The sequence below is a fragment of the Candidatus Eisenbacteria bacterium genome, assembly GCA_020847735.1.
In the GTDB taxonomy this organism is placed as follows: Bacteria; Eisenbacteria; RBG-16-71-46; order RBG-16-71-46; family RBG-16-71-46; genus CAIXRL01.
Map to the genome: position 1 here is coordinate 107842 of JADLBL010000021.1, position 14174 is coordinate 122015.

The window sequence follows — 14174 nt, forward strand, 5'->3', positions numbered from 1 at the left end:
AGCGCATGAGTCCGACCCGCAGGAGCGCGCGCACGCGCGCACGCACGTTGTCCGTCTCGGTTCCCGACGACTTCGCGCGCTGGCAGCGCCCGTCGGCCCCGGCCCTCCGCGTCGCGAAGTCGGTGAAGCGCGCGCGCGGGCGGTACCTGCTCGCCGCTCGGCCCGACACGGTGGACTTTCGCGACCGCATGTACCAGGCCTCGCTCGTCGAGGTGCCGCGCGAGCGCCCGCTCGAGGACTTCCTGCGTCTCGGCCTGCCGGTGCTCGATCAGGGCCGCGAGGGCGCGTGCACCGGCTTCGCCCTCGCGACCGTCGTGCACTACCTGCTGCGCACGCGCGCGCCCAGCGGCGACGCCGCCGGGCGGCGGCGCGAGCGGGACTTCGACCGCATCGAGGTCAGCCCGCACATGCTCTACCGCATGGCGCGCCGCTACGACGAGTGGGCGGGCGAGGACGACGACGGCTCGAGCGCGCGCGGGGCGATGAAGGGCTGGTTCAAGCACGGCGTCTGCTCGCTGTCGGCGTGGCCGGCGGCGGATCCGGGCGTCGCGGACACGCTCCTGACCGACGCGCGCGCCCGGGATGCGCTCGCACGACCGCTCGGCGGCTACACGCGCGTCAACCACCGCGACCTCGTGGCCCTGCACGCGGCGCTCGCCGAGGTCGGCATTCTCTACGCGACGGCGTGGGTGCACGCCGGCTGGGAGGCGGTGAAGTCCGATGGCCGCGTGGACCCGCGGCGCGACCGGGGCAACCAGGGCGGCCATGCGTTCGCGATCGTCGGCTACGACCGGGACGGATTCTGGCTGCAGAACTCGTGGGGCGGGCGCTGGGGGCGGAGGGGCTTCGGCCACGTCACCTACGGCGATTGGCTCAAGAACGGCACGGACGTGTGGGTGGGGCGCCTCGGCGCGCCGGTCGGCCTCGCCGCCCGCACGCCGGCCGCGCTGGAGACGGCGGCGAGCCTGGCGGGCGGCGGCGTGAAGACGCCGCTGGCGATCGCCGATCTGCGGCCGCACGTCGTCAGCATCGGCAACGACGGGCGGTTGCGGAACTCCGGGATCATGGCGTCGGACGCGCAGGCGGTGCACCAGCTCTTCAGCGACGACTTCGTCCGGATCACGAAGGGCTGGAAGAAGCGCCGGTTGCTGCTCTACGCGCACGGCGGGCTGTGCGACGAGGACGGCGCGCTGCACCGCATCCAGGACTATCGCCGCGCGCTGCTCGAGGCCGAGGTCTATCCGCTCGCGTTCGTGTGGAAGACGGATTACTGGACGACGATCCGCAACGTGCTCGAGGACGCGCAGCGCCGGCGAAAGCCGGAGGGCATCCTCGATGCGACCCGCGACTTCCTGCTCAACCGTCTCGACGACGCGCTCGAGCCCGTCGCGCGCGCCGCGACGGGCAAGCTCGAGTGGGACCAGATGAAGCAGAACGGCCTCGCGGCGACGCTGCAGGCGAACGGAGGCGCGCGGCTGGTGGCCGAATACGTGCGCCAGCTCGCCGCGCAGGGCGTCGAGGTGCACGTCGCCGGGCACAGCGCCGGAAGCATCTTCATGGCGCCGCTCGTGCGGCTGCTCGCGACCCGCGGCGCGGTGGACTGGACCGGCATGCCGGACGCTTCGGGCCTCGCCCACGCGGACTCCGAGCCGGGGCTCGGCGTGCCGATCGAGAGCGTCACGATGTGGGCGCCCGCGTGCACGATCGACCTGTTCGCCCGCTGCTACAAGCCGGTCGTGGACGCGCGAGGGGTCGGGCGCTTCGCGCTCTTCACGCTGACGGACAAGGCCGAGCAGGACGACCACTGCGCGCACGTCTACAACAAGTCGCTGCTTTACCTGGTCTCGCACGCGTTCGAAGCGACGGCGCGTAATCCCCTGATCCCGGTCGGCGCGAAGGGCCGGAACCTGTTCGCCGCTGGCGTCGGGATCCTCGGCATGGAGTGGTGGCTCACGCGACACCCCGAGACACGGAACTGGTTCCAGCGGCTGGACGGCGCGAGTTCGATGGCCGACGAGGGCGCGGCCGTCTGGGTGCTGTCGCCGAACGCCGTCGGCGAGGGTTCGCGCAACGGCGCGGGGGCGAAGCACCACGGCGACTTCGACGACGACGGCGCGACCGTGCAGGCGACGCTGGCGCGCATCCTCGGCCGTCCGTCGCTGGCGGCGGGCGCGCTCCGGCCGACCTTCGAGCGGACCGCGGCGTCGCGCCGCGACCGGCGCGAGGCCTACAACCGGAAGTAGCTCCCCGGCCGCGCGGCGATTCGTTCGCGGCGATCGTCCGGCGCGGCACGCGGGCCGGCGCCGGCGCGCTCGCGTCACGCGGCGCCGCGCTCGTCACGGCGCGTGCGCCGGGGCTCCGGGCCGTGCGAGAGTGCGGGGCATGAGAGTTTCCGCGCTCCTCGCACTGCCCGCCGCGGTCGTTCTCGCGACGATCGCCCTCGTCCCGGCGCCGCGCGCGGCGGAGACGTCCGACACGCTGAGCTGGCAGTGGCACCTGCGGGCGGCGCGTGCGGCGCTCGCGTCGGGCGATGACGCGCTGGCGCGAGCGCACCTGATCGCGACGGACTCGCTGTCCGGCGGGCACACGGGCGCCAGGTCGGCGCTGGCGACGCTGGCGGCGCGCGCGGGCGACCGCGAGGGCGTGCTGCGCTGGCTGGACGCGTTCGCGCGGACCGGCCTGACGCGCGACGTCGGGCGCGACACGCTGTTCGCGCCCTGGCGGCAGGACAGCGCGTTCCGCGCCATCGCCGCGCGCCTCGCGGCCAACGCCGCGCCGGTGGGGGACCTGTCGCCCGCCGTCGCGCTCGGCGACGCCTCGCTGCTCGCCGAGGACGTCGCGTGGGACGCGCCGCGCGGGCGCTTCCTCGTCAGCTCGATCCACCGCCGCCGGATCCTCGCGGTGGACCGCGCCGGCAGTGTCACCGGCTTCACCGAACCCGGCGCGGGCATGACGTGGGGAGTCTATGGACTCGCGCTCGACGCCGCGAACGGCCTGCTGTGGGCGACGACCGCCGCGGGGCCCGAGTGCGACGCGTACAGTCCGTCCGACTCGGGACGCACGGCGCTGTTCGCCTGCGACCTGCGCACCGGCCGGCTTCGGCGGCGCGTCGAGCTGCCGCGCGCGGCCGCGCGCCAGGTGCTCGGCGACCTCGCGGTCGGACCCGACGGCACGGTGTACGCGAGCGAATCGCTGGGCGGCGCGCTCTACCGACTGCGCCGGGGCGGCGGGACGCTCGAGACGCTCGTGCCCGCGGGCGAGTTCGTCTCGCCCCAGGGCTGCGTTCTCTCGGCGGACGGCGCCCGCCTGTACGTGGCCGATTACGCCCGCGGGATCGCCGCGGTGTCGCTGGCGGGCGGCGGGGTGACGTGGCTGCCGCGACCCTACTCGCTCTCCTCGGGCGGCGTGGACGGCCTCTACCGCGACGGCGATCGGCTGATCGCGATCCAGAACGGCCCGAACCCGAAACGCGTGCTCGAGCTGTCGCTGGATTCGGCCGGCACGCGCATCACCGCCTGGCGCGTGCTCGCGCAGGGCGGCGAGCGGCTGGGCGAGCCGAACCACGGCACGCGGGTCGGACGCGAGTTCTACCTGATCGGCGACAGCGGCTGGGACCGCGTGGGCGAGGACGGCCGGCTGCGCACGGGCGCGGACTCACGGCCGCCCGTGCTGCTCAGGCTGTCGCTCGACCACCGCTGAAGCCGGGCCCGGCGGACACGGGGTCAGAGCGGCCAGTCGCGCAGGATGCGTTCGGTGTCCTCGAAGTGTCCTTCCTCGTCGGCGACGATGTTCTCGAGGTGCACCTGCAGGCCCTTGTCGCCGGACTGCTCCGCCTGCTTCGCCCGCCTGGTGTAGTCGGCGCGGGCGCGGCGCTCGGCCTCGAGCACGGCCACCAGCATGTCGTGGTTGGTGTGCGCGACCGGCACCGGGCGCGGAACGGTGGTCGGCTCGCCGCCGAGGGCGACGATCTTGTTCGCGAGGAACTGGGCGTGCGCGGTCTCGCCCGGGACCTCGGAGAGGAAGAACTGCGAAAGCTGCGGCCGGTAGGGGCCGGTCGTCTTCGCGGCGTAGGTCATGTACTGGATGATGGCGCTGAGCTCGCCCGCCAGATCCTCGTTGAGCAGGGCGATCATCTTCGCGTTCCGGTTCACGGCGGACTTCTTCCTGGCAGCCATGTGGAGCCTCCGTGGTGACCCCCGAAGGGGTGCGGGGTGGGTGCGGCGACGTCGCGAACCTACACCCATCGCACGCCCGGCGGCCCGCGGGGTTGTCCGGAGGGGAAACCGCACGACGTGCCGGCGCGACGCCGCGGCGGTAGTATCGCGCGCGTTCATGCCCGACGACTCCCACGATCCGCTGCTGCGATTCGCGCCCGCCACCGTGCACGGGCGCTACTTCGTGCGTCCGCCCGCCGGGACGGGCGGCGCGTGCTGGCTGGTGGGATTTCACGGCCAGGGGCAGACGGCCGAAGCGTTCTTTCCATCGCTCGCGCGGGTGCCGCGCTCGGGTCGCTGGCTGGTCGCCTCCGTGCAGGGACTCAATCGCTATTACTCCGGCAGGTCCGACGCCGTCGTGGCCAACTGGATGACACGGCAGGATCGCGAGCAGGCGATCGCCGACAACGTCGCCTGGGTGGACGGCGTGTGCGACGCGCTCGAGCGCGAGTTCGGCCCTCCACGCGCGATCGTCTTCGCCGGCTTCTCGCAGGGCGTCGCGATGGCCTATCGGGCCGGCCTGCTCGGCCGGCGGGAGTGCGCGGCCATCATCGTCTCGGGAGGGGATGTGCCGCCCGAGTTCGCCGCCGGCACCCCGCGCCCGTGGCCGCGAGTCCTCGTGGCGACCGGCGATGGCGACGGCTGGTTCACGCCCGCGCGGCTCGAAGGCGACCTCGCCATCGTCCGGCTCTCGCGCCCCGACGCACGCTGGCTGGTCTTCGAGGGCGGGCACGAGTGGAGCGAGGCGCTCAGCGAAGCGGCGGGCGGCCTGCTCGCGGAGATCGAGCGCGGGGCGTAGGACGCGCCCGGTGCGCGGACCCGGGCCCGGGCCGATGCCGCCGAACGGGCTTCGGGTGCGTCCTTCCGCCGCGAACTCCCGGATCGTCCGGTGACGCCGCGCGGCTAGCCTCCGTCGAGCCCCATGCGCTTCACCAGCGCGGGGAAGCGCGGATCCTGGCGAATGCCGTCGAGCCGGGGATGGACGCGCAGGAAGACGAGCCCGGTCGAGCCCTCCTCGAACGCGGTATCGAGCCAGCGAAACGCGTCCTCCACGTCGCCCAGGCAGGCGTGCAGGACGGCGATGCCCCATGCCGAGACCACCTGCCGGCCGCGGGCCGCGGTCAGCTCCGCCAGCATGCGTCGTGCTTCGGCGGCGTCGCCGCGGCTGACCGCGAGATGCGCGAGTCCGAAGTTCGGCCCGGCGACGCCGCCGGCGAGGCGCCGGCCCTCTTCGTACTGCTCGTGCGCCTCGTCGAAGCGCCCCAGCGCCTCGAGCGTGCGCGCGAGGTCCGTGTGGGCCCCGTCGAAGCGCGGGTCCAGTTCGATGGCCTTGCGATACCAGTTCGCGGAGGTCTGGAATTCGCGGCCGTAGTAATAGGCGTCTCCCACGGCGGTGTGCAGGACCATGGACAGCGGATCGAGGCTCACCGCCTTGAGCATGGCCGCCTGCGCCTGCGGGTGCTGTTCCAGGCAGTAGTGGGCGCGGCCGAGGACCTGCCAGGCGTTCGCGAGCCCGGGGTTCAGCTCGATGGCGCGCCGAAGTTCCGCGAGCCCGCCGGCCATGTCCTGACCCCGAAGCCGCACCTGACCGAGCACGACGTGCGCGGCGGCGAGGGTTGGATCCAGCTCGAGCGCACGCTCCGCCGCGCGGCGCGCCTGCCCCATGGCCGCGGCCGGCGGGGCCATGCCGCGCGAGGCGCGCGTGGCGTGGCAGTCGGCCAGTCCGGCCCAGGCGGGGGCGTGGCCGTCGTCCAGCTCGAGCGCGCGCTCGAAGTGGCGCACGGCCAGCTCGATCGCCTGCGGAGACGTCGCCTCGGCCACGTGCGCGCCCTTGAGGTACTCGAGGTGGGCCTCGGGGTTGACTTCCCGGCGCTGCGCGAGCCGCGCGGCCTCGCCCGGACTCACCCGCAGGGTGATCTCACGGGCGACCGCCGCGGCCACGTCGCTCTGCAGGTCGAGCACGTCCTCGAGCTTGCGGTCGTAGCGGCTGCTCCACAGCGTCCGGTCGGCGCGCGCCGAGACCAGCTGCACGTTGATGCGCACGCGGTCGCCCACCAGCAGCGCCGAGCCTTCGATCACCGCGTCCACGTCGAGCTCGGCGGCGATCTCGGTCACGGACTTCTGCACGCCCTTGTACTTCATCGCGCTGCGCCGCGAGATGACGCGCAGGCTCTCGAGTCGGGCGAGATCGGAGATCAGGGCCTCGGTCATGCCGTCGGCGAAGTACTCCTGCGCGGGGTCGCGCGAGACGTTGTCGAGCGGCAGCACGGCGAGCGAGCGGATCGAGGCGCCCGCGGCGGTTCCGGCCGCGGCGCCGGCGGTGGCCGGAACCACCGCGCCGGCCGCGCGCAGGCGCGTCAGCTCGCGGACGATCTCCGTGGCATCGGGGAAGCGGGCCCCCGCGTCCTTCGCGAGGCAGCGCTCGACGAGGCGCGCGAAGGCTTCCGGCAGGTCGGGCCGCAGTCCGGGCAGTGGCGGAGGGGTGTCGCGCAGGATCGCCGAGCTGACGTCGGCGAGCGTCTCCGCCGCGAACGGATGCCGGCCGCTCGCGAGCTGGTAGAGAACGATCCCGAAGGCGAACTGGTCGGTGCGCGCGTCCACCGGGCCGCCGCGCACCTGCTCGGGGGCCATGTAGGGAAGCGTGCCTGCGCCCTGGCCGACCAGCGTGAAGGCCTGGAGCGTGGGGGAGTTGCTGTCGGACGGTCTGCTGGCTTCGCCGGCGGGGCGGGAGAGCCCGAAGTCGAGGACCTTGACGCGGCCCTCCGTCGAAAGCATCACGTTGCGTGGTTTGAGATCCCGGTGCACGACGCCGCGCGCGTGGGCGGCCGCGAGCGCCTCGGCGAGCGGCAGGGCCAGCTCGAGCAGCGGGATCAGCGCGAGGCCGCCGCGCGCCGTGAGCGGCTCCAGCGTCTCGCCCTCGATCAGCTCCATGGTCAGGAAGCGCACGCCGGCGCTCTCCTCGATCGAGTGCAGGACGACGATGTTCGGGTGGCTGAGCGCGGCGACCGTGCGCGCCTCGCGCTCGAAAAGCGCAAGGCGTTCGGGGTGGTCGGCGACCGACTCGGGCAGGACCTTGATGGCCACGTCCCGGCCCAGCTTCGTGTCGCGCGCACGCCAGACCTCTCCCATGCCGCCCGCGCCCAGAGGGGCGAGCACCTGGTAGTGGGCGAGCCGCTGTCCGGGCTGGAGCGGCATGGTCGGGATCTCCGGGGGGGGGCGGGATGAAGGAGCAGGAACCGCGCGGACCGTGCGGTGCGGGGAGCGGCCGGGCGGCAGGATAGCAGGGGGATCGGAGCCCGGCAGCCCGCCTGCGGCCCTTTTCGTGACCGCCGCTGGATCGCGTGTGACGCCCACCGCTTTGCGGCATTCCAGAAAACGTCCGGCACCCGCCGGACGACTCGCCGTGCGAGTTCTCCTGTCCGCCCCACCCGCCCCGGGAGGCCCCATGATCTCCTCGACCGACACCACCCGCCCCCTGCGCGCGGCCCTCCGCGTGGCCGGCGCCATTTCCCTGGCGCTCGCGCTCGCAGCGCCCGCCTTCTCCGCCGAAACCCCGCCCACCGAGCTCGTGATGCCGAAGCTGTGGGAACCCGACCGCAGCGCACAGGCGTTTCCCGGGCTGGCCGAGGTCATGAGCGGCGAGGGGTCGGGCGCGAACCTCACCGCGACCCGCATGGGCGCGCTCGCCGCGGGCCTCAAGCCGCCCGCGCAGCCGTCGCTCGTGGGCACGACTCCCGGCTGGGCGTACGAATCGAACGTCGCGAGCCGCTACCTCGGCAGCTACGCGCACCCGCTGGGCGACCTCAACGGCGATGGCTACGGCGATTTCGCCGCGACCGGAAACGTCAACTCGTTCAACACCGCGCTCTACGTGTTCCTCGGCTCGGCGTCGGGGCCCGCGCTCCAGCCGGGCTTTCCGGTCACGACGCTGCCCGCGGACGCGGCGATCTGCCCGGCCGGCGATGTCAACGGCGACGGCTTTGCCGACATGGCCATGTTCTGGCCGAACAACGGTAACCTGCGGCTCTACTTCGGCAGCGCCGCCGGCCTCAGCATGTCCGGCTTCAACACGCTCAACGCGCACTTCCCGGCGCTCTCGCTCGGCATGAGCGGCGGGCCGGCGGGCGACGTGAACGGCGACGGCTACGGCGACGTCATCTTCGGCATGCCCAACTACGGCTCGATGTTCCCGTGCGGTCCCGCGACCGGCGCCGGGCTGGTCGAGGTGATGTACGGTTCGGCCACCGGACTCACGGCGAGCAGCAACTGGTACGGACCGGGCTGCTTTTCGGTGGGCTCGGGGGCGGGACTCGGCACCTCGGTCGCCGGCGCGGGTGACGTGAACGCCGACGGCTACGACGACATCATCGCCGGCGCGCCTGGCGCGGATCTGCAGTTCGTCGGCGTGGTCGGCAAGGCCTACATCGTGTACGGCTCGGCCAGCGGCCTGCCGCTGATCAATGGCTTCAGCAACGTCGGCTCGATCTCCTCGGGCACCACGATCGCCGGCCAGCACCTCTTCGGAACGTTCGGCAACTCGGTCGCGGCCGCCGGCGACGTGAACGGCGACGGCTACGCCGACGTCGCGGTGGGCTCGCCCTACGACGACAACTACGGCACCGACTCCGGGCTGGCCTCGATCTTCCGCGGCACTTCGGCGGGCGTGGACACCGCGACCGCGAACCGCCTGTGGTGGGACAGCTCCGGCGTTCCAGGGGCGATGTTCGGTGTTTCGCTCGATCCGGCCGGCGACGTGAACGGCGACAGTCATCCCGATCTGCTGATCGGCGAGACCTCGCGCTGGGACCTGCTGCAGAGCGCGGGCAGCGTGATGCTGATCCAGCAGACCCTCGCCAGGCCCAGCACCTACGCGACCGCGCGCACCGCGGGCGACGTGAACGGCGATGGGCTCAGCGACGTGCTCGTCGGCGACACCTACTGGACGAACGGCGAGAACCTCGAAGGGCGCGTGTCCGTCCACTACGGCGCCGGCGGGGCGCCCTCGACGTTCGCCAACTGGTCCGTCACGCAGAGCGCGATCGACAACCCGAACCTCGGCTGGTCGGTGGCGGGCGGCGACGTGAACGGTGACGGCTACGAGGACGTCATCGTCGGCTGCCCGACCTGGTACGACTTCACCACGGGCGGCAGCTACAACAACGGCCTGCTGATGGTGTTCTACGGTCACGTGACGGGGCTGTCGGCTTCCTACGACTGGTTCTACTTCGGCGCCAACGGCGACCAGACCGGCCTCTCGGTCGCGACCGCCGACGTCAACGGCGACGGCTACGCCGACATCCTCGCCAGCGCGCACACCGCGGCGGGCAACAGCGGCCTCGTGCGCGTGTGGTTCGGCAGCTCGAGCGGGCCCTCGGTCTCTGGCCCCAACCAGACGCTCACTGCCCCGGCCCCCGGCGGCTACTTCGGAGCCTCGGTCGCGGCCGCGGGCGATGTCAACAACGACGGTTATCCAGACGTCGTCGTGGGCGCGCCGAACGCCGAGGACCCTGTCACGCCGATCAGCGACCAGGGCGTCGCCTACGTCTACCTGGGCGGCGCGGGCGGCGTGGTGACGCCGCCGGTGTGGTCGCGCGCGGGCGGGCAGGTGAACTCGCACCTCGGCCAGAGCGTCGCCGGCGCCGGCGACGTGAACGGCGACGGGTACGCCGACGTCGTCATCGGCGAGCCGGACTTCGACTCGGTGGATCGGTTGGGCAATCCCTACCCGGACGCCGGACGCGTCCACATCGCGTACGGTTCGGCGGGCGGCCCCAGCGGCTCCTACTTCATGAACACGTTCGCGTCCTGGCGCTTCGGCGCCAGCGTCGCGGGGGCCGGCGACGTGAACGGCGACGGCTACAGCGACATCATCGTCGGCGGTCCGTCCGCCACGAACACGCTCCCGGGCGAAGGCGTGGCTCGCGTTTTCGCCGGCGGCCCATTCGGCCTTGGCGGCCTGCTGTGGTCGCAGTTCGGCGGCGAGGCGAACGGCGGGTTCGGCTCCGCGGTCTCCTCGGCCGGCGACGTGGACGGCGACGGGCTGAGCGACGTGCTGGTCGGCGCCGTGTTCCAGGACATGGGAGGCCCGCAGGATCAGGGCCGCGCCTACGTGTACCGCGGCCCGCTGCCCGCGGGCGCAAGCCCCGTGTGGACCGCGAGCGGCGGCTCGACGTTCGCGAACCTCGGCCATTCCCTCGCCAACGCGGGCGACGTGAACGGCGACGGCTGGAGCGATCTCGTCTTCGGCCTGCCGGGCTACAACGGCACCGGCTACCGCCAGGGCATTGCGCGCACGTACTACGGCTGCGGTTATGGCGGCGCGTTCCAGATCGGCCGCGCCTACCGGTTCACCGCGCCTGCCCACCAAATGCAGCCCTCGACGATGAGCGATCCGGGCGGCGTGTACCTGCTCTCGACCGGCCGGTCGTCGGCGGGCCGCGCCAAGGTGCGCCTGCAGTATCGCGTGGATCCAGTGGTCGGACTGCCGGGTGGAGCCACGGCCGGCTTCACGGGCTGGTACGCGACCGGCGCTCCGGGCGCGTACGGCAGTCTGGCGGGCATGATCGCGGGCGCGGGCGGTCTCACCGCCGGCGTGCCCTACGCGTGGCGGATGCGCACGCTTTCCAACAACATCTACTACCCGACGGGGCCGTGGCGCTCGCCCGAACGCAGCGGCCGGCGCGAGACGGATTTCCGCACGCCGGGAACGTTCCTCGACGTGGCCGACGGGCGCCGTCCCGCCGAACTCCTGCTCGCCGACGTGCGGCCGAATCCGATGCGGACCTCGACCTCGGTGGTGTTCTCGCTCTCGAAGCCAGGTCCCGTATCGCTGTCGGTGCACGACGTGATGGGGCGCCGCGTGCGCGTACTGTCGCGCGGTGACCTCGGCGCCGGCGAACACCGGATCGCATGGGACGGCGCCGGCGACGACGGCCGGGCGGTGAGCGCCGGCATCTACATCGTGCGGCTGGAAGCCGAGGGCCGTGCGCTGAGCCGCAAGGTCGTGCGCATGAAGTGAGACGGGCGTCCGGGCGCGCGGTCATGGGCCGTGCGCCCGGGGGAAACGGACGTCTCACGAACGGCGGCCACCCTCGCGGGTGGCCGCCTCGTTCGCGGGCTCCACGCCGCCCGGCATTGGTGGCTCGCCCCCAACTGCGGTAAGACTCGGGCGAAATCCCAGGCGCGCGCCGGGCCTGACGCCCCGCGCGGCGCCGGGGCGCGGGGAGGCAGGAATGCGCGAGTCGCCGTGGAGCGCGCCGGGAACCGTCGCCGGGTTCGCGCAGTCGCCGCCCAATGCCGTGCTCATGCGCTTCGCCGGGGAGCTCCGTGCCGCGGGAGCGCACCGTGCGCTCGACCTGGGCTGCGGCGCGGCCCGCAACGCGGTCCCGCTCGCCGAAGCCGGATGGGAAGTCTTCGGGCTCGACGATTCCATGCCCATGCTCGACGCCGCGGCGCGGCGTGCCCGTGCGGCCGGCGTCGCCGCGCGCGTACGACTTGCCTGCGCCACGATGGACCGCCTGCCCGTGCGCGCCGGCAGCTTCGATCTCGTGATCGCGCACGGCATCTGGAACCTCGCGCGCGACGGGGAGGAGTTCCGGCGCGCCGTGCGCGAGGCGGCGGCCGCGGCCTCGCCGGGCGCCGGACTGTTCGTCTTCACCTTCTCGCGAAACACGTTCGGGCCCGAAGCCCCGCCGGTGCCGGGAGAGTCGTTCGTGTTCACGCAGTTCTCGGGCTCGCCGCAGGTGTTCCTGACCGGGGCTCAGCTCGTGACCGAGATGGCGGCCGCCGGGTTCGAGCCGCACCCGTCGGTGCCGCTCACGGAGTACAACCGCCCCCCGGCCGGCGCGCTTCGCGCCGGCGGCCCTCCGGTCATCTACGAGGCGGCGTTTCGCCTCGGGGCCTGACGCCGCGGGCCCCGGCGGCGGTCACGCGGCTGCAAACCTTCGAGAATCGTGCTTGGTTCCCCAGGCCGCGCCGGTGCATCCTTTCCGCACGGGCGCGCGGGCCACTCCCCGGTGCGGCGCGCCGAAAGGAACGCGTCGTGAATGGACCGATGAGAGTGGGATTCGTGGGGCCGATCGCGCTGGCCGGTGCTCTGCTCGCGGCCGCGCTCGTGCTCGTCGCGGGCAGCGTCCAGGCGCAGGGAGAGGGTCGCGCCTGGCGCATGAAGGCCGGCGGTGGAGAGCGCTCCGGCGGCGGCGAGGCGCGCTGGAAGGGCGACGGCGGCCGCGTGCGCGGCGGCGGTCCGGGCTGGAGCGGAACCCGGGGCCAGGGTGGCGGCGATGTTCGCTGGAAGGGCGACGGTGGCCGGGTGTGGAACGGCGGCGGCACGCACCGCGACTGGGTGTCGCGCGGCCGCGGTCACGACCACGGCGGGTTTGACGGCTGGCAACACCCGCGCGGCACGTCGCGCTACTACCGCGGGCGCGCCTGGTACCCCCGCACCTCCTACTACTACCGCCATCCACGCCCGCGCGCCTACTTCAGTGTCGGCATCGGGCTGCCCTATTACTGTCCGATCCGCTACCGCAGGGTCGTCGTGCGGCAGCCGGTGGTGAGCCGGTACGAGGACGGGATCAGCGTGGACAACCTGCCGCCGGCGGGTTGCTACTACTGGGATCCTTACTGCGACCGGGAGTTCCCGGACCTCGACAGCTACACCGATCATGTGGACCGGGCCTCGCACCGCCAGACGATCGAGATTCGCGATCGCGACCGGGGCGGGTACGTGCGCACGCTGGTCCTCGACGACGGCTTCTGGGTGGTTCAGGGATAGACCCGCCGGTCCGGCGCCAGGAAGAGCGAGACGCCCGCGCGGGGGATCGCGCGGGCGTCTCGCGTCATGGCGCGGCGCGCTGCTACGGATCGCGGCGGCGGATCTCCGACTCGCGCTTGCGCGCCCAGGCGTCCAGCCAGCGCACCCAGCCCGGCGGCGGCGGAACGGCGAAATCCTTCGCCGTCGCCACGCGGCCCTCGAGCAGCAGTTCGCGGGGCTGATGGTAGGTGCCGAACACCCAGTCGGCGATCGGCAGCGAGAAGAAGCCCGAGATCGCCTCGTTGCACGAGATGTTGGCGTGGTGCATGTGATGGAAGCCGTAGATGCGCCGCCACAACGCGCCGAAGCGCGGGTGTTCGGTCGCCTGCTTCCACCACTCGTAGGGCCGGTGCTCGACGGCGTGCAGGATCTCGTAGAGGCACATGGACCAGGTGATGGCCGCGTACCCGCCCATCAGGACCGGAGCCTTCGGCAGCAGGAACTGGATCAGCAGCAGCAGCGGCGTGAAGAACGCCCAGAAACCCAGGATCGCGTACCAGGGGAACGCCGAGTCGAGGTGCTGCTCCTCCTCGATGATCGGGTAGCGGTTCAGGACGTAGCGGTCATGCCCCTCGGGCGCGGGCTGCAGCTTGATCGGGGTCAGGCCGTGGTGGCTGCGGTGCGCGTTCGCGAACCACCGCAGACGGGTCGAGGTCACCGCGTGCAGGACGTAGCGGTGGAACACCCACTCGAAGAAGCACAGGAACAGGTGCCCGGCGAGGAACGCCAGCGCGAGCGGGCCCCAGCCGGCGGCGAACTGCCGCGCCCACACGTCCGGCAGCAGGAAGCGGAAGGCCACGAGCAGCAGCGCGTACTGGCCGAGCGCCAGCACGGCGAACCAGAAGATCGAGAACTTTTCCTGCGTGCGGGCTGGCGTGTTCAGGGGGACTCCGGCGGGTGCTGGCGGCGGGGAAGTCCCCGGCGGCCCTGGGGCACCCGGGACCGCCTCGGCGGCCGATGCGATTGCGTTCGGTGCTTCGTTGACGCATGAATGTTGCCTGATCCGGCGAACGGGTCAAGCGTGCTCCGACCGGCGCGGCCTCGGCGACGACCGGCGGTGTCGCGGCGGCGGTGGCCCGCAATGACCGCGCACCGAGCCGCGCACGCGGGCATCGAGACAACAAGAGCCGCGCAAGGCGGCGCCA

Annotated in this window: 9 protein-coding genes; 6 read left to right on the plus strand and 3 right to left on the minus strand. The window is 73.0% G+C overall.

All coding sequences use genetic code 11. The features are described from left to right. Positions 1-5 precede the first annotated feature (5 nt). Positions 6-2243: a C1 family peptidase gene (locus IT347_11370; protein ID MCC6350174.1), complete on the plus strand. Its 2238-nt coding sequence runs from the start codon at positions 6-8 to the stop codon at positions 2241-2243. A gap of 139 nt (positions 2244-2382) precedes the next feature. Beyond that, positions 2383-3699, plus strand: a complete 1317-nt coding sequence (locus tag IT347_11375) for an SMP-30/gluconolactonase/LRE family protein (protein MCC6350175.1) — start codon at positions 2383-2385, stop codon at positions 3697-3699. 23 nt (positions 3700-3722) lie between these two features. Here IT347_11375 and IT347_11380 read toward each other — a convergent pair whose 3' ends face one another. Next, positions 3723-4175, minus strand: a complete 453-nt coding sequence (locus IT347_11380; protein ID MCC6350176.1) for a ferritin-like domain-containing protein — start codon at positions 4173-4175, stop codon at positions 3723-3725. Between the two features lie 157 nt (positions 4176-4332). On the opposite strand from IT347_11380, the gene IT347_11385 reads away from it, so the two are divergent. Beyond that, the gene (locus tag IT347_11385; protein MCC6350177.1) at positions 4333-5013 is read left to right on the plus strand and encodes a phospholipase; all 681 of its coding nucleotides are present in this window, start codon (positions 4333-4335) and stop codon (positions 5011-5013) included. Between the two features lie 104 nt (positions 5014-5117). Here the strand turns inward: IT347_11385 and IT347_11390 are convergent, their stop codons facing one another. Beyond that, a complete protein-coding gene (locus IT347_11390; protein ID MCC6350178.1) occupies positions 5118-7409 on the minus strand; it encodes a protein kinase in 2292 nt (763 codons plus the stop codon). 250 nt (positions 7410-7659) lie between these two features. On the opposite strand from IT347_11390, the gene IT347_11395 reads away from it, so the two are divergent. The 3 genes from IT347_11395 to IT347_11405 all read left to right on the plus strand — a co-directional run bounded on the left by IT347_11395 (position 7660) and on the right by IT347_11405 (position 12990). Then, positions 7660-11232 (plus strand): FG-GAP repeat protein, encoded by a 3573-nt coding sequence (locus IT347_11395; GenBank protein ID MCC6350179.1) that lies wholly within the window; start codon positions 7660-7662, stop codon positions 11230-11232. A gap of 214 nt (positions 11233-11446) precedes the next feature. Beyond that, complete coding sequence (locus tag IT347_11400) at positions 11447-12118, plus strand: methyltransferase domain-containing protein (protein MCC6350180.1); 672 nt, start codon at positions 11447-11449, stop codon at positions 12116-12118. Positions 12119-12255: 137 nt separating this feature from the next. Then, entirely contained in the window at positions 12256-12990 is a 735-nt protein-coding gene (locus IT347_11405) for a hypothetical protein (protein ID MCC6350181.1), read from the plus strand. Positions 12991-13072: 82 nt separating this feature from the next. Here IT347_11405 and IT347_11410 read toward each other — a convergent pair whose 3' ends face one another. Next, positions 13073-13861 (minus strand): hypothetical protein, encoded by a 789-nt coding sequence (locus IT347_11410; GenBank protein MCC6350182.1) that lies wholly within the window; start codon positions 13859-13861, stop codon positions 13073-13075. Positions 13862-14174: the final 313 nt, after the last annotated feature.

Bases quoted from the DNA above. Each gene is read 5' to 3' on its own strand.
- IT347_11380 (MCC6350176.1), bottom strand. From the start codon at position 4,175: ATGGCTGCCAGGAAGAAGTCCGCCGTGAACCGGAACGCGAAGATGATC.
- IT347_11390 (MCC6350178.1), bottom strand. From the start codon at position 7,409: ATGCCGCTCCAGCCCGGACAGCGGCTCGCCCACTACCAGGTGCTCGCC.
- IT347_11375 (MCC6350175.1), top strand. From the start codon at position 2,383: ATGAGAGTTTCCGCGCTCCTCGCACTGCCCGCCGCGGTCGTTCTCGCG.
- IT347_11395 (MCC6350179.1), top strand. From the start codon at position 7,660: ATGATCTCCTCGACCGACACCACCCGCCCCCTGCGCGCGGCCCTCCGC.
- IT347_11385 (MCC6350177.1), top strand. From the start codon at position 4,333: ATGCCCGACGACTCCCACGATCCGCTGCTGCGATTCGCGCCCGCCACC.
- IT347_11400 (MCC6350180.1), top strand. From the start codon at position 11,447: ATGCGCGAGTCGCCGTGGAGCGCGCCGGGAACCGTCGCCGGGTTCGCG.
- IT347_11370 (MCC6350174.1), top strand. From the start codon at position 6: ATGAGTCCGACCCGCAGGAGCGCGCGCACGCGCGCACGCACGTTGTCC.